The sequence below is a fragment of the Cellulomonas sp. NPDC089187 genome, from assembly GCF_040685135.1.
GTDB lineage: Bacteria > Actinomycetota > Actinomycetes > Actinomycetales > Cellulomonadaceae > Cellulomonas.
This window is the reverse complement of sequence record NZ_JBFBHI010000004.1, coordinates 448,940-471,334: the sequence shown is the minus strand read 5'-3', so window position 1 is coordinate 471,334 and position 22,395 is coordinate 448,940. Positions and strand designations below refer to the sequence as shown.

The following is a 22,395-nucleotide window of genomic DNA, read 5'->3' as shown; positions in this document are numbered from 1 at the left end:
GAGACGCCGTTCGGCTGTCCACTGTCACCCCAGGATCCGTCCACACGAACGCTGGGGGTCATCCACCGGTGTCCACAGCTCTGTCCACAGGTGTGCGTAGTCGTCCCATCGCTCCTTGAACCGTGGGATGAACCGACGGTCAGGAGCGGGATTCCTGCTTGATCCGGTTGGTCAGCTCGGTCACCTGGTTGAAGATCGACCGGCGCTCGGCCATCAGCTCACGGATCTTGCGGTTCGCGTGCATGACGGTGGTGTGATCACGCCCGCCGAAGGCCTGGCCGATCTTCGGCAACGACAGGTCGGTCAGCTCACGGCACAGGTACATCGCGATCTGCCGCGCAGTGACCAACACCCGCGACCGGGAGGACCCGCACAGGTCCTCGATGCTCAGCCCGAAGTACGCAGCAGTCTGGCCGATCACGGCGGTGGCGGTGATGTCCGCCTGGTCGTCGTCGGTGATCAGATCCTTCAGCACGATCTCGGCCAGCGACATATCGACCTGCTGGCGGTTGAGGTTCGCGAAGGCGGTCACCCGGATCAGGGCACCCTCCAGCTCACGGATGTTGGTGGAGATCTTCGAGGCGATGTACTCCAGCACGTCATCCGGCGCAGACAGATTGTCGTTCGCGGACTTCTTGCGCAGGATCGCGATCCGGGTCTCCAGGTCCGGCGGCTGGACGTCGGTGATCAGCCCCCACTCGAACCGGGACCGCATCCGGTCCTCGAACCCGTTCAGCTGCTTGGGCGGCAGATCGGAGGTCAGCACGATCTGCTTGTTTGCGTTGTGCAGCGTGTTGAAGGTGTGGAAGAACTCCTCCATCGTCTGTTCCTTGCCCTGCAGGAACTGGATGTCGTCGATGAGGAGCACGTCAACCTCGCGGTAGCGGCGCTGGAACGCGCCGGCCTTGCCCTCGGAGATCGAGTTGATGAAGTCGTTGGTGAACTCCTCGGAGTTCACGTACCGCACGCGGATCGACGGATAGAGGTTGCGGGCGTAGTGCCCGATGGCGTGCAGCAGGTGGGTCTTGCCCAGGCCGGAGTCGCCGTAGATGAACAGCGGGTTGTATGCCTTGGCCGGAGCCTCCGCCACCGCCACCGCTGCGGCATGCGCGAACCGGTTGGACGAGCCGATGACGAAGGTCTCGAACAGGTACTTGGGGTTCAGCCGGGCGGGCTCAGCACTCGGTGTCGGGCCCGCGGGCTGACGACGATAGGGCTGCACCGTCTCGACCGGCTCGGAGTCGACAACCGGGGCGGCCTCGACGGTCTCGGTCTCAGACTCGGCGGCGGTGGATGTACTGCCGGTCGACGAGGTCAGGTGATCGCCCTGACCGGTCTCCAACGCAGGATCGACGGTGATCGCGAACCGGGCCTCACGGCCAAGCGCCGAACTCAGCGCCTCGGTGACCTCGGCACGGACCCGGGTCTCCAGGTAGTCCTTGGTGAGGTCATTCCCCACGGCCAGCAGCATGGTGCCGTCCAACAGACCCAGGGGAGCGGCCAATCGCACGAAGGCCAGCTGGCGCGGGGTGATGTCCGGGCTGACCTCGAGTTGGGCGACGGCGGTGGCCCACACGTGGTTGAGCTGGTCGTCCTGGGATGGCACCTGTGTCCTCGCTGCTGTCGTGATTCCTTGGCGGATCCTGGGTGGCACCGCGGTGGTCGAGTGTCGCACGACCCTACGCTGTCCACAGAGTTGTCCACACCTGTGTGCGACGACTCTGAGCGCTCGATCGGGGGCACGGGCATTGGTTGTCCACAGGGACGCAATGCGCTGTCCACGGGGTGGGGAGAGAGCGTCCAGGCGACGCTAGTCCCGCTGCTGTCGGTGTGGGAAGAGCCTCTGGTCCCGCGTGATCACGCGACCTGCGCGGATACCACGGTTTGACCCATGCGGGCGAAGCACGTAGCGTTGAGCAGCCTTCTGATGGCTCCTGCTGGCGCGCCCATACGCCGGTGCATTCGCAAGATGCGGGATCGGAGCAGTCGAGCACAGGCACCCCGAACTTTGGCCGCGATCGCGGCCGATGCAGCGAAGTAACTGGAGACCATCGTGAGCAAGCGCACCTTCCAGCCGAACAACCGGCGCCGGGCGAAGACCCACGGCTTCCGTCTGCGGATGCGTACCCGTGCGGGTCGCGCGATCCTCCAGGCGCGTCGCCGTAAGGGCCGCTCCGAGCTGTCGGCCTGACACCAGCGCTGCGGTGCTGCCTGCCGAGCACCGGATGCGCGAGTCCGCGCAGTTCGAGCGGACCGTCCGCTCCGGTGCGCGCGCCGGGCGGAACACGCTCGTGGTGCACCTGATGACGCGAACCGACCCCGGACCTGGTCCGGCGGTCGGTTTCGTCGTGTCCAAGGCCGTCGGCAACGCCGTGGTGCGCAACCGGGTGAAGCGTCGGCTGCGCGCACTGATGGCCGGACGGCTCGACACGGTCGGTGACCGCAGCGACCTGGTCATCCGGGCGCTCGGTCCCGCTGCGGATGCCGACTACGCCGGGCTCGGCCGTGATCTGGACGGGGCACTGCGCTCTGCCGGTCGACGGTTGGCCGAGCGGGGTGCCGCATGAACACCGTCCTGCGAGCCCCGCGCCGGCTGCTGATCTGGCTGGTCCGCGGCTATCAGCGGTTCATCTCCCCGATGACACCGCCGACCTGCCGGTTCTACCCGTCCTGTTCGTCCTACGCCGTGACCGCGATCGAGCGGCATGGTGTGATCCGGGGTGGCGCGATGGCCGTCTGGCGGCTGTTGCGGTGCAACCCCTGGAACCCCGGCGGCGTCGACGACGTTCCTCCTGTCGGTCACCGACACCCGCACGACGCGGCCCCCGCCGCGCACTGATCCCTGGAGAGACCCTGTCATGAGCTGGTTTGACGGCTTGCTTTACCCGATCATGTGGGTGGTCGCCTGGATCATGTACGCCTTCCACTGGGTGCTGGACCTCGTGGGGCTCGACCCCGCAGGCGGCGCCGCGTGGGGGCTGTCGATCGTCGGCCTGGTGATCGTCATGCGGATCATCCTGATCCCGCTGTTCTTCCGGCAGATCAAGGCGCAGCGCGGACTGCAACTGGTCCAGCCGGAGATGCAGAAGATCCAGAAGAAGTACAAGGGGAAGACCGACCCCGCGTCCCGTGAGGCGATGAGCCGCGAGACGATGGAGCTGTACCGCAAGCACGGCACCAACCCCTTCGCTTCCTGTCTGCCGATCCTGGCGCAGTCGCCGATCTTCTTCGCCCTGTTCCGGGTGCTGAACTCGCTGCCGCAGATCGCCAACGGCAGCTACGGCCGTGACTCGGTCGGCCCCATCACGCAGACCGTGGCCAGCCAGGCCGAGTCCGCTTCGATCTTCGGTGCGCCGCTGTCCGGCACGTTCATGAACGCGGCCGCGTTCGGGGACGGGTCGCAGGCCGTGCACATCCGCGTGGTCACCGTGGTCCTCATCATCGCGATGTCGCTGACGACCTTCACCACGCAGCGTCAGCTGACCATGAAGAACATGCCGCCCGCCGCCCTCGAGGGCCCGATGGCGCAGCAGCAGAAGATGCTGATGTACGTCTTCCCGCTGATCTTCGCTTTCTCCGGCGTGAACTTCCCGATCGGTGTCCTCATTTACTGGACCACCACCAACCTGTGGACGATGGGCCAGCAGTTCTACACGATCCGCCGCATGCCGGCGCCCGGCTCGCAGGCCGAGATCGCGCTCAAGGCCCGGAAGGCGAAGAAGGCCGCTGCCCGCGGAGAACTGCTCACCGACGAGGGTGACGTTCCCGGTATTGAAGAGGCCCGCCCGGTCGGCGGTCAGCGCCAGCAGCCGGTGGGTAAGGCACGAGCCAAGAAGAAGGGCCCGGCGGGTGGCACCACTGCCCAACCGTCCGGTGCATCGTCCGCCGCCGCTGATTCCCCGACTGCCGCCCCGTCGTCTGTGGGTGGTTCGTCTTCCGTCGGTGCGGCGTCGTCCGTGGAGGCCTCGTCCGCCGAGAGTTCGGACGACGAGTTCGACCCCAAGGCTGGACCGACGAGTTCCCACGGTGGCTCGTCCGGCGGCAAGGCTAAGAAGCGTAAGGGTTCCTGACCCAGCCGCGGGCCCGCTACCCGCATCGACCTCCGCGCCGGTCGGGCGCGACACGACACAGGAGTTGAGATGACCACACCGAGTGAGGCCCCCGATATCAGCCCGACCACCTCCCGACTGGAGGAGGAGGGCGAGATCGCAGCGGACTACCTCGAGGAGCTGCTCGACATCGCGGACCTGGACGGTGACATCGACATCGACGTCGACAACGGCCGGGCTTCGGTGGAGATCGTCGCCGAGGAAGGAACCGAGCGTGCGCTGCGTCGACTGGTCGGCAAGGACGGCGAAGTGCTCGACGCTCTCCAGGAGCTGACCCGACTCACCGTGCAGGCGAAGACCGGCGACCGCTCACGACTCATGTTGGACGTCGCAGGATTCCGGGCCGCGCGGAAGACGGAGCTGATCGGTCTCGCCGAGGCAGCGATCGCTCGGGTGAAGGAGTCCGGCAGCGACCAGTCGATGGAGCCGATGAACCCGTTCGAGCGGAAGGTCGTGCACGACGCGGTTGCCGCCGCTGGGTTGTCGTCCGACTCCGAGGGTGTGGAGCCGTCGAGGTACGTGGTGATCCGCGCGAAGTGAGTGTGTGTGGCGCGGCAGGGCGTTTTCGGGCGTTCTGCTGACGTGATCGAGAGGCCGTCTCCGGATTCGGGGGCGGCCTCTTGTGTGGGGCATGGCGCTGTCGATGGCTTCTGAAGAACTCATCTCACGTGCGATGATCGGCAGAATGTCTTGGTACGTAGAAGACGTGCCACTGAGCTTTGACACGCTGTCGCCAGGTGTTCCGTGCACACCAGAGTGCGTTCGGTTCCTCGCGGGTGCTCCGCGGTGGCTCACGAGGATGTGACCGGTGGCTTATGAGGGTGTGGCTGGTGGCTGGACCGGGTTGCTGGTGATCCAGATCTGGCCGCTTGTGTCGGGACGTGCGTGTGCGAAGAGATCGGCAACTCTTGTGTGCGGCGGCGGTGATGCCGGACTGTCGGTAGCGGGTGGTCAAAGTCTGACTCCGGGGAGCGATTGAGGGCATCGCGTTTCACGTGGAACCAGGACGCGAAGCGGCTCCTGGTCCGCGAGGGCGTGGACGTGTCGACGTGGTCCGTGTGAAGCCCGCCGCTCTTGACGGCCGAGTGGCGACGCCACGGCGTCGGTCAAGCTGGTGTTTGGATGGGTTCGGGTTCACGGGTTTGTAGGTTTACGGACCCGTGGATTCATAGGAGGCCTTGTCACTTGCGACTCGGACCGCTGGTCGCGAATGCCGGGGTCCGGAGAGATGCAGCCAAACGTCAGCCGGAGTCTCTGAGTAGCGGTGCCGGGGGTCGCCCGCCGCGCCCGGCGCTGCCTACGGTGGCTGACCTCGGACCTCGGACCTCGGACCTCGGAGCTCTGAGGGGGCCATTGCGCGAACTCTGGCCATGATGCGGCTCAAATCGATGTTTCACGTGGAACGCCGCGAGCAGTCGCACCTCGAGGCGGCGGGTATGGGGCGTGCGGGCGTGCGGGCGTGCGAGCGGCCCTGGGTGGCACCCGAGACTCCGCGCCGATAAGCAGGCAACATCACCCTCACGCTGGACCATCCCGAGGCAGACCTGCACTATCGAGCGATCAAGCCGCAGTCCCAGTCGCCATTGGTCGAGGTGCCGCACCGAGTGGATTGAGGTTCACTCGCTCCCGCCGAGCAGTAGATGCGGAGGATGCATCAGCACGGTGCGTAGCTGAATCAGGCGGGCTTGTTGAGCGGGATACTCGGGAGACCCGAGGAATCGGGCTGTCGATACTTCATCACGGCGTTCGGCAGCGAGCACCCCTCATGTTCCACGTGAAACGGCCCGGTCCGGATCGGCCCGAAGCCCGTCCTTGGGAACGAACAAGCTCAGAGCCCGAGGGTCGGCCGCAACGCTCAATCGACCGTCGACGCCGCAGGACCCGCAGCGCTCCCAGCTCGTGATCCGCCGTCGGGCCTAGGACAGTTCGGCTGGTCACTGTGAGGTTGTCTCTCTGCTGCGGACCCGTGAATCCGGCGTTCAGTGCTCTGCCGTGAGCCGGGGCGTTGAGCGCACCGACTTGTGCCCGCCACTGCGCGTCACCATGGACAGTCCTCACCCTGGATGCCGTCAGGTCGCGTCACCGTCTTGCACTCGGAGCCCATTGCGACCCGTCAGAACGTCGATCTATCGCGTGCGGCCATCATCTGAGCCCGCGTGGTACCACCTCGGGATCGTGGTGAAGTGACGTCCCGCCGGGCGCCCATACACATTGGCGGCTGATCTCGCGTGCACGGGCCAGATCCGCGCTCTGTACGGTGCGTTCGGGGAGAGATCCATTGTGATGTGGCGGTCCTGGGTCGAGGAGCCACCATAGACCGACTGCACAGGGTGGCCGGTGGCGCGAGCACCTGGTCACTCTCGAGACTCCAGTGTGCGCCGTGATATCCGCGGGAGAGGGCGGCCCTGCTGCGTGACGGCGACGCATCGCCGTCCCGTTTCACGTGGAACATCGGATCTGCAGCTCGTGCGCGGCGGAGCAGATGGCGACGCCGGGCAAGCGGCTGCCCGTGACCGGCGACACGTGCGCCGTCGTGCGGCCCGTTGCGTCCCCAGGCTGGTCGTCGACACCCCAGTCGGGCAGCTGCGCGAGGTACCGTTGTCCTCAGCCGCGTGGAATCGAACCCGCCTGGGCCGATTCGCCGAAAGAGCCAGCCCCGACCAGCCAGGATCAGGAGTCTCCGTGTGCCCAGCCCACGCGCCCGAGCATGAGGGGTCGAGTTCCGATGTCGCGCCGGACGGGCAGGTAGAGCGAGACCCGCTGGACGGAGACACGCGTCTGCCAGACCTCTTCGGCGAGGCGTGGCCGGCGGTGCTCGGGTTCCACGATCTGCTCGCTGACCAGGGGGTTCTCCGCGGACTAGTCGGCCCGCGTGAACTGAGTCGCCTGTGGGAGCGGCATCTGGTGAACTCGGCTGCGGTCGTACCGTTCCTGCCGGAGTCCGGACAGATCGTCGATGTCGGCTCAGGAGCTGGACTGCCCGGCGTGGTGATCGCAGCGATGCGCCCAGCAGTGGATGTCGTCCTGTTGGAGCCGATGGAACGTCGCACGGACTGGCTGTCCGAGGTCGTGGAGCGGCTGGAACTGTCCAACGTCACGGTTGTTAGGGGTCGGGCAGAGGAGCAGGTGGGTCTCTTGCAGGCCGATGCGGTGACCGCCCGTGCGGTGGCGGCGTTGGCCAAGCTCTACCCGTGGACCATGCCGCTGCTGCGGGTGGGTGGCGAGCTGGTGGCACTCAAGGGTGGGCGCGCGGCGGATGAGGTCACCGCCGGTGCCGACGTACTCATGCGGCACGGCGGGGGAGAGGTACGGATCGAGGCCGCGCCGACCTTGGATGGGCTGGAGGCGACCACGGTTGTCATCGTCAAGAAGGAGTCGGAGGGCGAGGCGCCGACGCGCTCGCGCTCGGTTCCACGTGAAACAACGGGCCGCCGTGGGCGCCGTTCTGCAAAGAAGGGATCTCGGCGGTGACGACTGAGCCGAACCGGAACCCGGGGCCGACATCGGACGATGACCAGCGCCGTCGCGCCGCGCTCGTCGCGTCGCTCCCGTCCGCGGATGACGACACACCCCTGATGGCGGCATTGCGGGTGGACGCCGGTCGGCGCATCACGTTGTCCGGTCGGGTGTTCCCCAAGCCACCGCACACTCGGGTGATGACGGTGGCGAATCAGAAGGGCGGCGTCGGCAAGACCACGACCACCGTCAACATGGCCGCAGCACTGGCGAAGTCGGGCCTGAATGTGCTGGTCATCGACAACGACCCGCAAGGCAACGCTTCGACAGCGCTGGGTGTCGAGCACCGAGCGGGAACCCCGTCGGTCTACGACGTTCTGGTCGACGGCGCACCGATGGCGGGCACGGTCGCTCCCGCGGCAGGTGTACCGAATCTCTGGTGTGTGCCCGCGACGATCGACCTGTCCGGTGCGGAGATCGAGCTGGTCTCGATGGTGGCTCGGGAGACCCGGCTGCGGAACGCTCTGCATGCGTACCTCCAGCAGCGGGTCGACAACGGGGAGCCCCGGATCGACTACGTGCTGGTGGACTGCCCGCCCAGCCTCGGGCTCTTGACCGTCAACGCCTTCGTGGTCGCGGACGAGGTGATGATCCCGATCCAGTGCGAGTACTACGCATTGGAGGGCCTGAGCCAGCTGCTGAAGTCCGTCGAGTTGATCCAGGCGCACCTCAACCCGGGGCTGCACGTGTCAACCATCCTGTTGACGATGTTCGACGGGCGCACCAATCTGGCGCAGCAGGTGGCGCACGAGGTGCGAGAGCACTTCCCGGCGCAGACGTTGAAGACGACGATTCCCCGGTCGGTGCGCGTGTCAGAGGCACCGTCCTATGGGCAGACGGTGCTCACCTACGACCCGTCATCGAGCGGTGCGCTGGCCTATCTGGAGGCAGCGAGTGAACTGGCCGAGCGCGGAGCGTCCGCGTCGACCCAGGAGGAGGGCGAGTGAGCGAGAAGCGTCGCGGACTGGGTCGTGGCTTGGGTGCCCTGATCCCGACCGCGGATACCCGACCGGATGGTTCGGCCAGGCCGGTGGATGTCTTCTTCCCCGACCGGTCCGAGGGTTCCGCAGCCGAGCCGCAGAGCACGCCCTCCGATCGGCAGGACACGAAGCAGGACACGAGCACTCGGGGTGGATCGGCAGCACCGTCCAGAGCTGCGACGGCGTCTACCGCGACCGGTGATGTCGTCCCGGCGACCGCCGAGAAGCGCGCAGCCTCCAATCCCGGACGTGCCGGTGCCGCAGCACCGAGTGAGGCCGATCTGGTGCCGGTGCCAGGTGCCAGTTTTGCCACGCTGCCGGTGACCTCGATCCGCCCGAACCCCCGTCAGCCGCGCACGGTCTTCGACGAGGACGCGCTGGCCGAGCTGGTCGGATCGATCCAGGAGGTCGGTGTCCTCCAGCCTGTGGTGGTGCGCCCCGCGGAGGGGGGCTACGAGCTGATCATGGGTGAGCGCCGGTGGCGTGCGACCCAGGAGGCAGGCCTGGACACGATCCCGGCGATCATCCGGGAGACCGAGGAGGGTGACCTGCTGCGCGACGCGCTGTTGGAGAACCTGCACCGGTCGCAGCTGAACCCATTGGAGGAGGCGGCTGCCTACCAGCAGCTGTTGGACGATTTCGGGTGCACCCACGAGGAGCTGGCCACCCGGATCCACCGCTCCCGCCCGCAGATCTCGAACACGCTGCGACTGCTCCGGTTGCCCCCGCTGGTACAGCGTCGCGTGGCGGCGGGTGTGCTCTCGGCCGGTCACGCCCGGGCGCTGCTGGGGCTGACGGACGGTGCGGCGATCGAGCGGCTGGCGCAGCGGATCGTGGCCGAAGGCTTGTCCGTGCGTGCGGTGGAGGAGATCGTTGCGCTGGGTGGGCAGGACGGTGCGACAGCCAAGCAGCGTGCACCGCGGGCGGGGGTGCGCAATGAGGCGCTTGATGACCTCGCCAGTCGGCTCTCCGACCGGTTCGAAACTCGGGTGAAGGTCGACCTCGGCAAGAAGCGCGGCAAGCTGACGGTCGAGTTCGCCTCCGTGGAGGATCTGAACCGGATTCTCGGCAGCCTGGCTCCGGACGACCCGGGCATCTTCAAGCCGTGACAGCCGAACGCCCCAGGACCCGCACAGGTCCTGGGGCGTTCGCGGTCATGGGATGACCCACGATCAGTCGTCAGTGAGCGCACCCTCGACCACGCGGCGGTACAGCGCGGGCAACTCGTACCCTCCGGCCTCCGCGGCCTGGGGGAAGAGCGAGGTTTCGGTCATCCCCGGTGCGACGTTGACCTCCAGGAACCAGGGCGTGCCGTCCGCATCGATGATCAGGTCGGTGCGGGACAGGTGGTTCAGGCCGAGCGTCTGGTGTGCGACGAGGGCGGCCTGGGTCGCGCGCTCGGTGACCTCGGGGCTCAGTCGAGCCGGGGCGAAGTACTCGGTGCGCCCGGGGTTGTAGCGCGCGTCGTAGTCGTAGGGACCATCCGTGACGATCTCGACCGGTGGCAGGGCGACAGGTTCGCCGTCGAGCTCGACCACGCTGACCGCCAGCTCCGTCCCCTCGACGGCGCGCTCGATCAGGGCGGTGTCGGAGTAGGCGAAGCACGCGACCATCGCCCGGGGGAGGTCCTCGGCGGTGCGCACCAGCGTGACCCCGAGCGCCGACCCACCTTGCGCGGGCTTCACCACCAGCGGCAGACCGAGCTTGTCGACCACGGCGTCCAGGATGCGCCCGGCACCGAGCTCGCGGAACAGCGACTGCGGCAGGGTCACGAACTCCGGGGTGGCGAGTCCGGCCCGGGTGACGCTGGTCTTGGCGATCGGCTTGGACCACGCGATCCGGCTCGCGCGGGGACCGGTGCCGACGCTGCGCAGCCCGAGTAGCTCCAGCACGTCCCGCACCGCGCCGTCCTCACCGGAGGCACCGTGCAGCAGCGGCCAGACCAGATCAGGGCGGGCCTCAGTCAGCACGGGGACCAAATCGGCGTCGACATCGTGGACGCTGACGTCGACGCCGGCGGTGCGCAGGGCGTCGGCGACCCGTCGACCGGAACGGATCGACACGTCACGCTCGTGGGAGAGCCCACCGGCGAGGACGACGACGCGCGGGCTGGCGGGGAGTGCGGGGGGCACGGAGTTCCTCCGAGGACGGTGGGCCGAGGTCGGTGTTCAGCCTAGTGAGAGGCGATGACGGGTGCGCACACCGGTCATCGCCGATCAGGCCAGGTTGGGGCCGGGGGACTGCACGCTGTCGCCGGGTGCGCTGGCACCGGTGCCGAACAGGGACACCAACTCGGTCTCACCCTGCACGACGCCGGCCAACCGTCGGACACCCTCACGGATCCGCTCCGGGGTGGGGTAGCAGAACGACAGTCGGACGTGGTCGGTGCCCTGACCGTCAAAGTAGAACGCCGTGCCGGGCACGTAGGCGACCCGGGCCGTGACGGCGCGGGGCAGCATCGCCTTGGCGTCCAGGCCGTCGGGCAGCTTGACCCAGGTGTAGAAGCCGCCATCCGGGACGGTCCAACTGGCATCGGGTAGGTGCTCGGCCAGCGCGCCGATCATCGCGTCCCGGCGTTCGCGGTACAGCTCGCGGAACTGCTTGATCTGCCCGCGCCAGTCGCAGGTCGACAGGTAGGCGCTGATCGCCAGCTGCGAGGCATTGGACGGGCACAGGATCGCGGACTCACTGGCCAGCACCAGCTTCTCCCGGACGGCGTGCGGCGCGACGGCCCAACCGACCCGATAGCCTGGTGCGAAGGTCTTGGAGAACGACCCGAGGTAGATGACCCCGTCCTCGTCCATCGAGCGCATGGCAGGCAGCGGATCGCCCTCGAATCCGAGCAGACCGTACGGGTTGTCCTCCAGCACGAGGACGTTGTAGCGGGCGCAGATCTCCAGAATCCGCGGTCGGCGCTCCAGCGAGAGGGTGACACCGGCCGGGTTGTGGAAGTTCGGCACCGTGTACAGGAACTTGACCCGTCGCCCCTGCCTGGCCAGGTCGGCCAGCGTGGTCTCCAGCGCCTCGGGGATCAGCCCGTCGGCGTCGAGCGGGACGTGTACGACATCCGCCTGGTAGGCCCGGAAGACGCCGAGCGCGCCCACGTAGGACGGTGCCTCGGCGACCACCACATCGCCGGGGTCGATGAACAGCCGGGTGACCAGGTCGAGCGCCTGCTGCGAGCCGGTGGTGACCACCACATCATCCGGGTGCGCCTGAATGCCCTCCAGACGCATCACGTCCAGGATCTGCTCGCGCAGGCCCTCGTCGCCCTGTCCGGAGCCGTATTGCAGAGCGACGGCGCCACGGGTGGCCACCACGCGCTGGGTCAGGTCCGACAGCACGTCCATCGGCAGCACGTCCAGGCAGGGCATGCCCCCGGCGAGGGAGACCACTTCGGGACGGTTGGCGACGGCGAACAGGGCGCGGATCTCGGAGGCGCGCATCCCGTGCGTGCGGTCGGCGTAGGAGCCGATCCACCGGTCGAGTCGCGTGCCGTTGGCGGCTGAGGTCGGGAGGGGGCCCGACGTCTGCTCGCCGGGCCGCGATTCTGCGGTCATTCCCCGAGTGTGGCACGCCATGTCCAGTGGCAGCGGTGGCGTCCACGATCGGCGCGCCGGACATTCACCGGTTCACTGCGTGCTGCGGGCGGGTCGGATCAGAGCGTGGCGGCCTCGGCGAGTGCCGCGTCGAACTCGGCGGCGTACTCGAGTTTGGTGCGGGCACCCGGGATGGCACGCAGCAGCTCGCCGGAGTGGAAGACGTAGAGGGTCGGGATGGAGACGATGCCGTAGCGACCGGTCAGTTCGTGCTCCGCCTCGGTGTCGACGGTGACGATCCGCAGTCGACCCTGGTACCGGTCCGCCAGTTCCGCCAACACCGGACGCACGGCGCGGCAGGGCGCACACCAGTCCGCGCCGAAGTCGACCGCCACCGGCAGCTCGGAGCCGAGCACCTCCGCATCGAAGGTGGACCCCGAGACTGCCGGCAGGGTCATGTCGGTCAGCCCTCGGCGATGGCCGCAGCCACCTCAGCGCGCTCGGCGTCGGCCTCGGTGACGTCGTCGCCCAGCTGCTCGACCGCGGCCGGGATCTGGTCCGGGGAGGCCGGGTCGGCGTCGGCCAGAGCGGCCAGATAGTGCTGGGCGTCCAGCGCGGCGGAGCAGCCCGACCCCGCCGCGGTGATCGCCTGGCGGTAGGTGTGGTCGACCGCGTCACCGCAGGCGAACACACCGGGCAGGTTGGTCCGGGTGGAGCGGCCCTCGACCAGGATGTAGCCGTTCTCGTCCAGGTCGACCTGACCGTGCAGCAGCTCGGTGCGCGGCACGTGCCCGATCGCCACGAACACACCGGTGGCCCCGTGCTCACGGGTCTCGCCGGTGACGGTGTCGCGCAGGGTGACGCTGGTGACCTTGTCCTCGCCGTGGATGCCCACGACCTCGGAGTTCCACGCGAAGCGGATCTTCGGGTCGTTCTTGGCGCGGTCGGCCATGATCTTGGACGCCCGCAGCTCGTCACGGCGGTGCACGATGGTGACCGTCTTGCCGAACCGGGTCAGGAAGGTGGCCTCCTCGACTGCGGAGTCGCCACCACCGATCACGATGATGTCCTGGTCACGGAAGAAGAAGCCGTCGCAGGTCGCACACCAGGAGACGCCCCGGCCGGACAGTCGCTGCTCGTCGTCCAGGCCGAGCTGACGGTAGGCGGACCCCGTGGCCAGGATGACCGCCCGGGCCTGCACCACGTCGCCGCCGGCGGTGGTCACGGTCTTCACCGGGCCCTCCAGCTCAACCTTGGTGGCGTCGTCCCAGACGACCTCGGCGCCGAACTTCTCGGCCTGCTGCTGCATGGCCTCCATCAGGTCCGGACCCATGATGCCGGTCGGGAAGCCCGGGAAGTTCTCCACCTCGGTGGTGTTCATCAGCGCACCACCGGCGGTCACCGACCCGGCGATGACCAGCGGGGCCAGACCCGCACGGGCCGCGTACACCGCAGCGGTGTACCCGGCAGGGCCGGAGCCGACGATGACGATGTCGCGGATGGGGGTCTCGGTCACGGGACTGCCTCTCGAGGGTGGAACAGGAAAGTCGTGCAGAAGAACAGTGCGCGGGTGGCTGGTGTTCCCGGCCGCTCAGCCGACGCTGAGCTCGGAGATCTCGATCCGGTTCTTGCCGTCCGGGGTCTGGGCCAGCGCGGTGAACCAGAGCACGATGTTCTGGGTCTCGGTGGGCTGGCTCAGGGTGAGGACGGTGGTGCCGTTCAACGGTCCGGATGCCAGAACCTCACCGGCGGTGGGGTTGGCGGCGTCGGTGGCGCGCACCTCGACATTGCCGCCTGCACCGTTGACCTGGAGTGTGACCTCGTTGACCGTGGCGGGTTCGGTCAGGGTGATGGCGATGCCCACCGCGTCCTTGAACCCGGCGAAGTCCGGCCGGTTGTAGGTGTGGGTGTACCAGGCGGTGTTCGGGTCGCCGTCCCAGATCCGGGCGATCAACTCCTCCTTCTCCCCGTCATTGTCGGACGGGTCGATGGTGGTGATGCCGGCGATCACCGGGGCGACGGCAACGGGGGGAGCGGGCTCCTCCTCCGCGGGGGCCTCGGCCTCCTCCGTGGGTGCCTCTGCGGGCTGGGTGGTCGCGGCCGTGGCGGCCTCGTCATCGCGGCCCGATCCCCAGGGCCGGGTGACAGTGGAGATGGCCAGGACCAGGACGACCACGATGCCGACGCCGACCAGACCGAGCACCCAGCGGGTGGGGTCGAACTGGTGGCGGGGCTGGCGGGTGGTGCGCTGGGCATCCGGGTCGAAGGGCAGACCCCAGTCCGGAGTCGAACCGCCTGACCCGGTACCGCCCGTCCTGCCACCGCCCGAGCCGGAGCTAGTCACATCAGAGCCAGCGGCACCGGAGGCACCCGCACCGGAGGCACTCGGACCAGGGGCCCCAACACCAGAAGCCGCGGCACCGCTGGCACCGGAGCGCGCACCACCCGTGGGCGTGGTCGCGGCGGAGGTGGGCTGAGCCGGGAACGCAGCGCTACTGCGAGCAGCCGCTGCGCTGGGGGTGCGGGTCGGACCCGAGGCCGACGGGAGCGGCCGCGGGGACAGTGTGGCCGGGGTGGACGAGCCGCCACCAGCAGCAACTCCCGCCGCCGCAGCTCCCGCGCCCGTTGCCGCAGCACCGCCAGCGGACCGGGCTGCACTGGAAGACCCGGCGGGGGACTGACGTGTCGAGCTGCGGGGTGGGATCGCCGGAGGCGGGGTGCCGGGTCGACGTGCCCCCGCTCCCTCACCGCTGGCGAAGGAGGCGCGCACCGACTGCCGGGCCGGAGTGCTGCCGCCCGGGGCCGCGGGGGCGTCGGTGCCCTCGGTCGGCTCGTCCGGGGTCGGCTTCTGCTGGTCGGTCATGGTGGAGCTTCCCGTCGGAGGGGTAGAGGGCGCGGCGGTCGGGGCCTGCACGGAAACTGAGGCGGTGGTGTCCGAGGCGGCGGTGTCCGAGGCGGCGGCGTCTGAGGTGGGCGCGTCACCGCGGGGATCGTCCAGGGCAGGCCAGGCGGGGGCGTCCGCGACGGAGGCAGGTGCGCTCGCGGATTCCTCGGGTGCCGCTGCGGTGACGGGCCACTGCCAGCCGGTGGGGGCGGCGAGTTCGGGGGCGGTCGCGTCGGGGGCACTTGCCGGCACTGCGGCAGCGGCGACGGCAGCTCCGGTGCCACCAGCCGCCGCCCCGGCAGCAGCATCGCCTAGCGAGGGCTCTCTCGTCTGCGCGCCGGCGGCAGGTCCGGCATCGGCGGCACGGAACAGCTCCTGCGCATGCACCGCACGCCAGGGCTCCAGCTCGCGCACCACCTCGCCCGGACTGTGCGGTCCGTCGTCATGCGGCCCGAGGGTGACGGCACAGAGGGTGTCGAGGTCGGCGGGGATGCCAGGGACCAGATCCACCGGAGCCACGGAGCCGGTGTCGGCGGTGGGCGCGGCGGGTAGACCGGGATCGGGTTCGGTGGTGGCGGCCTCACCCTCGGCCCCGACCCATTCGGCGAAGGTCGGGACCGCGCCGGTGGTGGTCGGCGGTGCGGGCCAGTGTCCAGTGAGCGCGGCGTAGAGCAGGCGGATCAGGTCGATGGCATCACGCCGGGAGGCGGCGTGTGCGCTGATGTCCGCCGCGCCGATCAGGGTGCCGTCGACGGCCAGTCCACGCAGGGCGACCCGTCCAGCCGGCGTGATCAGCACTGAGCGGGGACGCAGCGCCAGGTGGTGCAGTCCGCGGCGGCGGGCCTCCTCCAGGGCGGCGGCGACCTCTCCGACGATCGCGCGGGCCTGGTCGTGTGGCAACGGCCCGGCAGCGGCGAGCTCGGCCAGGGTGCGGCCGTCGATCTCGCTGCTGACCACGATGCCCAGGTCACCCTCCTGGTCGACCTGGAGGATGCGGGCCAGTCGGGGCTCGGAGACCAGTGCGGCACGTCGGGCGGCGTCGAGGGCGGCGGGGGTGCGCGAGCCGGTGACCAGGTCGACGCGCACCGGGCGGTCGAGGATGGTGTCGGTGGCGGACCAGGGTTCGACACCGGGCAGATCGGGGGCCAGGGGCTGGTCGAGCCGGTAGCGTCCGCCGATCATCCGACCGGTGGCGCCGGTGCGGCTGCCGCCGGAAGGGGTGCCGGGGCGCTGCTCTGCCACGCTGGTCCTCCTCGGGGTCCTCGGGTCGTGGTCGTGCGGGCCATGCTAGTCAGCGAGTGTGCGCCTGCCCGGGTGATCGGCCGTGAGTCAGCGCGCCGTCAGCGGCGCAGTCGACGCAGCACCGGGGTCAGGACGGTGCGCAGCTCGGAGGTCCGCATCACCAGCAGGGCCGCCAGGTACACGCCGGACATCAGCGCCCCGCCGAGCACGCAGGCGAGCAGCGCGTCACCGAAGCTCTGCACCGGCCCGAGGACAGCGAGCAGCACCAGACCGGCTGCGGCGGCGAGGATCGCGGCGACGACGGCCTTGACGTGGGTCTGCAATACCCGGCGACCGTCCACCCCGCGCAGTCGACGCCGGATCGCGAGCAGGCCGAGGGCGGCACCGACCCAGTACGACAGCGCCATCGAGCCGGTGGCAGCGGCGACCCAGTACGCCTGGTCGAGGATGAGTCGACCGAGCAGGGTCCCGCCGACCACGATCGCGGCCATGACGACCTGGATCGGGAACATCGACTTGGCATCCTGATAGGCGTAGTAGATCCGCTGACACAGCGACCAGATGCCGAATCCGGTGAGCCCGAACACGATGGTGACGACCACCTGGGCGAGGGCGTGTACGGCGGCATCCGGCTCGTTGGTGACCAGCAGTCGGCTCAGCGGGTAGGCCAGCACGGCCAGACCGGTGGTGCCGAGCACGGTGAACAGTCCGACGGTGCGCAGGCCGAGGGAGAAGTCAGCGCGGACGGCGGCGGTGTCCTCTGCGGCGGCCTTGGCGGACAACCGGGTGAAGAGGGCGGTGGCCAGGGACACGGTCACCAGCGAGTGCGGCAGCATGAAGATGAGGAACGCGCGGTCGTAGACGGCGTTCCCGGCCAGGTTCTCCCCGTCAACGGCGGAGGCGACGACACTGACGGCCCATACCCCCACCTGTCCGACCAACAGCCCGGCAAAGGTCCAACTCGCCACCCGGCCCGCGGAACCGAGCCCGGAACCCCGCAGACCCCAGCGCGGGCGGTAGCGGAACCCGCTGCGGTAGAGCGGGACCAGCAGGATCAGCGCCTGCGCGACGATGCCGAGGGTGGCGGACCCGCCCAGGACGACGGTCTGCGCGGTGGACCAGGCATCGAGGTCGGTGGCCTGGTCGACGCTGCCGAACATCCGGGAGAACACCAGGATGCCGCTGATGAACACCAGGTTGTTGACCACGGGTGCCCACATGTACGGCCCGAAGGACCCGCGGGCGTTCAGCACCTGCCCGAGCAGGGAGTACAAGCCGTAGAAGAACACCTGGGGGATTGACCAGAAGGCCAACGCGGTGGCGATAGCGGTGGTGCGCGGGTCGGCGTAGTCGGAGTAGATCCGGACCCAGATCGGCGCGGTGGCGGTCAACAGCAGAGTCAGTCCGGCCAGGAACGCGATGCCGACGGTCAACAGGCGGTCGACGTAGACCTGACCGTCCTTCTCCCGGTAGGCGCGGACCACCTGCGGGACCAGCACCGCGTTGAGCACGCCCCCCGCGATCAGCAGGTAGAGCGTGTTCGGCAGCTTATTGGCCACCGAGAACGCGTCGGCGATGTTGGTGGTGGTGCCGATCGCCCAGCCGAGCAGGGTGATGTTGATGACGCCGAAGATGCGCGACACCGCCGTGCCCGAGGCCATGATCGCCGAGGCGCGACCCACCCGGACGGAGGCGGCGGCCTGCTGCGTGGACTCGCTGTCCGGATCGGGGGCGGTGTCGGTCATGCCTGGTCCTCGGTGGTCTCCGCCGGCCCCTCGGCCAGCACCCGTGCCCCCCGACGCTTGCTCTGCCCCCGCCGCACCGTGCGCCAGATCCCGAAGGCCAGCGCGGCCGCCAACAACACCCCGACCACAATGGTGCCGACGCTCTCGACGGTGGGGGCGACCCGCGCGTCGAACTGCTGCGGCATCGCCAGCTCACGGCCGTTCTCCGCGATCAGCGAGACATCGACGGTGACATCGCAGTTCGCGGTGGCGCGCAGGGTCAGGACCACCGGGGTCTCGGATTCGGCGCGGACCGGCACCAGCGCGGAGCGGGTGGTCTCCAGACAGCCCTTCTGCGGGCGCAACTCGACCCGGACCGTCGCGTCCTGCGGCAGCTCATTGCGCACGTTGACGGTGATCTGTGCGGAGGAGGAGATCACGGTGAACTGCTCGTTCAGCAGCACCGACAGTCCGCTCTGCCGTGCACTGGCCAGGTCGAGTGCGGCCTCAACCGCGGCGGCCCGACCGTCGGGATCGCTGCGCCAGGCCACGGACAGTGGCGCCAGGACGTCGGTCTCCAACCCGGCCAGCAGTGCCGCCGGGTCGTCGACCACACTGGCGAAGTCCTCGGCCGCTTCCCATCCGCTGGCCAGCGCGTTCACCCACGCCGGTGTCAGCTCGGTGCTGTCCCGGTCGGCTTCCACTGGTGTGGCGCGGGAAGCGTCGGTGACCTGTCCGGCCTGTTCCGCGGCGAGCAGATCCGCGACCGAGGTGCTCTGCACCCACGGGGCCGACTCCAGCGCGGACAGCTGTGCGTTGGCCGTCTCACCGTGAGGGCTCCAGTCCCGGGGTGTGGCGATGAGCACGTAGGAGCCGCCGGAGTCATCGGCCCGCGCAATCACCGCGGTCTCGGCCAGCATCCGCTGCGCGGCGACCGCGGCGCTGCTGCCCTCCTGCACGGCGGTGGGCTCCGCGAGCAGATCGGAGAGCCCGGCATCCGGGACCAGTGCGGTGAGTGCGCCGTCGGTGGTCTCCAGCGTGGTCGGGGCGGAGGCGGTGTCCGAGTCCTCGGCGGGCAGGGCGTCGGTGCCGGTGATCAGGGGTGCCCCTGCCGCCTGACCCGCAGCCAACGCGGCCGTGGTGTCGTCAAGGACGTCGTTCGATGCCAGGACCAGCGGCTCGGCGTCGCTCAGCAAGTCGTCATCGGCTGCTGCGGAGGAGCGCATCGCCAGGCTGAGCAAGTCGGCGCTGCTGGATCGCCCGGAGTGCGCCAGTGCGGCGATGTCCGGGTCGGCCCAGGGCAGACGGAACACCTCGCGGTCGGCACCCGCCTCGGTCAACGCAGACGACCAGGAACGGTCGGCGCGCGATCCGGTGGACACCTGCTCCAGCAGGGCGGGGTCGACAGCCCAGGACACCGAGTCGTGGCCGGCCGTGGCCTGCAACACGCGATTGAGTCGTCCGCCCGCGGCGGTGAGGGCATCCAATCCGGGGGTGGAGCGCGGTGTCGACGTCGGCTCGGGTGTTGCGGTGGCGTCGGCAGCGGCCTCGGGGGCGGTCGTCTGCTCGGGGTCGGCGGTCTGTTCGGGGCTGGTGGTCGACTCGGCAGTGGGCGCGGCGCTCGGTGGTGTGGTCGGCTCCGCGGTCGGCGTGGACGTCGGCTCCGTGTCCTCGTCCTGGGGCGCGGACGGGGTCACCGCGGGGCCGGTGATCGGGGCCAGCACGCTGACATGGGTCGGCTCGACGTCCTGATCGGAGTTCCACAGCAGGAAGCTCCGCTCGATCCCGACCCGGGTGCCACCGTCACCGACGTCCACGGTCAGGCCGCGCGGTCCCCAGGCGTCCGAGGTGCGGCTCAACCCGATGGACCGGGCGGGCACCGTGACCGTCATCGCGACGCTGCCACCGGGCGGGATCGGGCTGTCCAGCGTCTCGGTCGCCGCGACATCCCCGAACGGGCCCTCGTCCAGGCTGGTGGACCACTGGTCCAGCTGCTCGCGGGTCGACATCCGATACCGGTAGATCCGGACCGAAGCCCGCGGGGAGGTGATCTCCTCATCGCCGTTGTTCCGCAGTGACACCGTCACAGTGAGGTCCTGCCCGGGGTCGAGGATCTGCGGGGTGATGGCGGTCAGGCTCACCGCCACCGGCAGGTCCTCAGCTGAGGGTGCGGCGCTCGCGGGCGTGGCGACCAGGCCGGTCATCGCCGCGAGGGCGACCACCGACAGCAGCAGCGCCCACCCACGGCGCACGGACTGCGGCAGCCTCATGCCCCGTCGGCCAGCACCACGGACGCGGCCTCCGCCAGGCGCCGCTCGTTCGGGTACGCCAACCGGGTCGGCAGCTCGGAGACCGGCACCCAGGCCACATCCTCCGCCTCGCCGTCCGGGTCCCCCTCCACGGTGAGCTCGCCGCCGACCGCTCCGAGCAAGTAGTGGTGCACCATCTTGTGCACGCGCCGGTCGTCCCCGGTGAACCAGTAGTCGATGACGCCCAGGCTGCGGACGATCGAGCCGATGATCCCGGTCTCCTCCGCGATCTCCCGCACCGCCGCCTGCTCCGGGGTCTCCTCGCCCTCCAGGTGGCCCTTGGGTAGACACCATTCCAGGCGACCGGCCCGATTGCGCCGCGCGATCACCGCCGCCACGTGCACACCGTCCGCGATCCGCACCACCAGGCCACCTGCGGAGGTCTCCTCCACCACCGGTAACGACGTCCGAGGCCGTGATCCGCGTGGATCGATCCGCAGCGCGTGACCGCCCGGGGGCGCGGGGACGCCGGCCGGGGGCATGGCGCGGGTCGGCTCGGACATGCGGCCACTGTAGCCAAGGCACCTCGGCGGGCGGGGTGGGCGGCGTGATCTGGCAGGCTTGGTCACCGTGTCGGAGTCCACTGCTCGCCTTGCCGCCCTCCGTCAGCGTGCCCTGACGGTCATCGCCGACCTCGCTCCGGCCGCGTTGGAATTGGGTGAACTCTTCCGGGCGCAGGGGCACGAGCTGGCCCTGGTCGGCGGTCCGGTGCGGGACGCGTTCCTGGGCCGAGCGAGCGCTGACCTGGACTTCACCACCTCCGCCACACCGGACGAGTCCGAGCGGATTCTCGCGGGCTGGGGTGACGCGCACTGGGACATTGGCCGGGAGTTCGGCACCATCGGCGCACAGAAGCGGGCCCGCGGCGACCAGCCCGAGGTGGTGGTCGAGGTCACGACCTACCGCACCGACGCCTACGACCCGACCTCCCGCAAACCCGAGGTGGTGTTCGGCGACACACTCGACGGCGACCTCTCCCGCCGTGACTTCACCGTCAACGCGATGGCCATCCGACTGCCGGACCTGACCTTCGTCGACCCCTTCGACGGGCTCAGCGACCTGGCGCGCGGTGTGCTGCGCACCCCGGTCAACCCCCGGCAGTCCTTTGACGACGACCCGCTGCGGATGATGCGGGCCGCCCGATTCGCCGCACAGCTCGGGTTCACGGTGGACGACGCCGCCGTCGCCGCGGCCACCGATATGGCCGAGCGACTGACCATCGTCTCCGCCGAACGGGTGCGCGACGAGCTGGTCAAGCTGCTGATGTCGAGCAACCCGCGCGCCGGGCTGACCGTCCTGGTCGACACCGGCCTGGCGCAGCACGTGCTGCCCGAGCTGCCCGCGCTGCGGCTGGAGATCGACGAGCACCACCGACACAAGGACGTCTACGAGCACTCGCTCACCGTGCTGGACAAGGCCATCGCCCTGGAGACCGGCCCGGATGGTGCGGTCCCCGGCCCCGACCTGGTGCTCCGGCTGGCCGCGCTGCTGCACGACATCGGCAAGCCCGCCACCCGCCGGTTCGAGGACGGTGGCGGCGTCAGCTTCCACCACCACGAGCTGGTCGGCGCGAAGATGACCGCCAAGCGGCTGCGCGCGCTGCACTTCGACAAGAACACCGTGAAGCAGGTGGCTCGGCTGGTGGAGCTGCACCTGCGGTTCCACGGCTACGGCGACGGCGCATGGACCGACTCCGCGGTGCGCCGGTACGTCACCGACGCCGGTCCACTGCTGGAGCGCCTGCACCGCCTGACCCGCTCCGACTGCACCACCCGCAACCAGCGCAAGGCCCGCCGACTGTCCGAGGCCTACGACGACCTGGAGCGCCGGATCGCCGTGCTGCGCGAGCAGGAGGAGCTGGCCGCGATCCGCCCGGACCTGGACGGTGAGCAGATCATGGCGATCCTCGGCATCCCGCCGGGGCGTGAGGTGGGTGCGGCGTACCGCTACCTGCTGGAGCTGCGGATGGAGAACGGGCCGATGTCCGAGGAGGACGCGCGGGCGGCGTTGCTGGAGTGGTGGGCGGCCCGAGGCTGAGGCTGGCGCGGGGCCTCCCGACACCCCGGCAGAGCACCCTCACCTGCCGCCCTGG

General features: G+C 69.6%; 18 protein-coding genes. 9 read left to right on the top strand and 9 right to left on the bottom strand.

What is annotated here, in order from left to right:
• Window positions 1–139 precede the first annotated feature (139 nt).
• Entirely contained in the window at window positions 140–1,606 is a 1,467-nt protein-coding gene (gene dnaA / locus AB0N78_RS13375; protein WP_363391025.1) for a chromosomal replication initiator protein DnaA, read from the bottom strand.
• A 447-nt stretch (window positions 1,607–2,053) separates the two neighbouring features.
• On the opposite strand from dnaA, the gene rpmH reads away from it, so the two are divergent.
• The 8 genes from rpmH (at window position 2,054) to AB0N78_RS13335 (ending at window position 9,714) form a co-directional block, all read left to right on the top strand.
• Complete coding sequence (gene rpmH, locus AB0N78_RS13370; protein WP_363391022.1) at window positions 2,054–2,191, top strand: 50S ribosomal protein L34; 138 nt, start codon at window positions 2,054–2,056, stop codon at window positions 2,189–2,191.
• A gap of 13 nt (window positions 2,192–2,204) precedes the next feature.
• Complete coding sequence (rnpA, locus tag AB0N78_RS13365; protein WP_363391019.1) at window positions 2,205–2,567, top strand: ribonuclease P protein component; 363 nt, start codon at window positions 2,205–2,207, stop codon at window positions 2,565–2,567.
• Window positions 2,564–2,839, top strand: a complete 276-nt coding sequence (gene yidD, locus AB0N78_RS13360) for a membrane protein insertion efficiency factor YidD (RefSeq protein ID WP_363391016.1) — start codon at window positions 2,564–2,566, stop codon at window positions 2,837–2,839. Before rnpA ends, yidD begins: the two co-directional genes overlap by 4 nt.
• 19 nt (window positions 2,840–2,858) lie before the next feature.
• The gene (gene yidC, locus AB0N78_RS13355; RefSeq protein WP_363391013.1) at window positions 2,859–4,070 is read left to right on the top strand and encodes a membrane protein insertase YidC; all 1,212 of its coding nucleotides are present in this window, start codon (window positions 2,859–2,861) and stop codon (window positions 4,068–4,070) included.
• Between the two features lie 69 nt (window positions 4,071–4,139).
• Window positions 4,140–4,649, top strand: a complete 510-nt coding sequence (locus AB0N78_RS13350; protein ID WP_363391010.1) for a R3H domain-containing nucleic acid-binding protein — start codon at window positions 4,140–4,142, stop codon at window positions 4,647–4,649.
• A gap of 2,142 nt (window positions 4,650–6,791) precedes the next feature.
• Window positions 6,792–7,580, top strand: a complete 789-nt coding sequence (gene rsmG, locus AB0N78_RS13345; protein WP_363391007.1) for a 16S rRNA (guanine(527)-N(7))-methyltransferase RsmG — start codon at window positions 6,792–6,794, stop codon at window positions 7,578–7,580.
• Window positions 7,577–8,572, top strand: a complete 996-nt coding sequence (locus AB0N78_RS13340; protein WP_363391004.1) for a ParA family protein — start codon at window positions 7,577–7,579, stop codon at window positions 8,570–8,572. Before rsmG ends, AB0N78_RS13340 begins: the two co-directional genes overlap by 4 nt.
• A complete protein-coding gene (locus AB0N78_RS13335; RefSeq protein ID WP_363391001.1) occupies window positions 8,569–9,714 on the top strand; it encodes a ParB/RepB/Spo0J family partition protein in 1,146 nt (381 codons plus the stop codon). Before AB0N78_RS13340 ends, AB0N78_RS13335 begins: the two co-directional genes overlap by 4 nt.
• Before the next feature lie 63 nt (window positions 9,715–9,777).
• Here AB0N78_RS13335 and AB0N78_RS13330 read toward each other — a convergent pair whose 3' ends face one another.
• From AB0N78_RS13330 to AB0N78_RS13295, 8 genes are all read right to left on the bottom strand, one after another.
• Window positions 9,778–10,737 (bottom strand): D-alanine--D-alanine ligase, encoded by a 960-nt coding sequence (locus tag AB0N78_RS13330; protein WP_363390998.1) that lies wholly within the window; start codon window positions 10,735–10,737, stop codon window positions 9,778–9,780.
• Between the two features lie 84 nt (window positions 10,738–10,821).
• Window positions 10,822–12,165 (bottom strand): PLP-dependent aminotransferase family protein, encoded by a 1,344-nt coding sequence (locus AB0N78_RS13325; RefSeq protein ID WP_363390996.1) that lies wholly within the window; start codon window positions 12,163–12,165, stop codon window positions 10,822–10,824.
• A 98-nt stretch (window positions 12,166–12,263) separates the two neighbouring features.
• Window positions 12,264–12,602: a thioredoxin domain-containing protein gene (locus AB0N78_RS13320; RefSeq protein WP_363390993.1), complete on the bottom strand. Its 339-nt coding sequence runs from the start codon at window positions 12,600–12,602 to the stop codon at window positions 12,264–12,266.
• A 5-nt stretch (window positions 12,603–12,607) separates the two neighbouring features.
• Entirely contained in the window at window positions 12,608–13,660 is a 1,053-nt protein-coding gene (gene trxB / locus AB0N78_RS13315; protein WP_363390991.1) for a thioredoxin-disulfide reductase, read from the bottom strand.
• Between the two features lie 75 nt (window positions 13,661–13,735).
• A complete protein-coding gene (locus tag AB0N78_RS13310; RefSeq protein WP_363390988.1) occupies window positions 13,736–16,270 on the bottom strand; it encodes a protein kinase family protein in 2,535 nt (844 codons plus the stop codon).
• Window positions 16,271–16,368: 98 nt separating this feature from the next.
• Window positions 16,369–18,015, bottom strand: a complete 1,647-nt coding sequence (locus tag AB0N78_RS13305) for a lipid II flippase MurJ (RefSeq protein ID WP_363390985.1) — start codon at window positions 18,013–18,015, stop codon at window positions 16,369–16,371.
• The gene (locus tag AB0N78_RS13300; RefSeq protein ID WP_363390982.1) at window positions 18,012–20,264 is read right to left on the bottom strand and encodes a DUF6049 family protein; all 2,253 of its coding nucleotides are present in this window, start codon (window positions 20,262–20,264) and stop codon (window positions 18,012–18,014) included. The genes AB0N78_RS13305 and AB0N78_RS13300 overlap by 4 nt, the downstream gene beginning before the upstream one ends.
• Window positions 20,261–20,806 (bottom strand): NUDIX hydrolase, encoded by a 546-nt coding sequence (locus AB0N78_RS13295; RefSeq protein ID WP_363390980.1) that lies wholly within the window; start codon window positions 20,804–20,806, stop codon window positions 20,261–20,263. Before AB0N78_RS13295 ends, AB0N78_RS13300 begins: the two co-directional genes overlap by 4 nt.
• Before the next feature lie 67 nt (window positions 20,807–20,873).
• Between AB0N78_RS13295 and AB0N78_RS13290 the strand changes: the two genes are divergently transcribed.
• Window positions 20,874–22,340, top strand: a complete 1,467-nt coding sequence (locus AB0N78_RS13290) for a CCA tRNA nucleotidyltransferase (protein WP_363390977.1) — start codon at window positions 20,874–20,876, stop codon at window positions 22,338–22,340.
• Window positions 22,341–22,395: the final 55 nt, after the last annotated feature.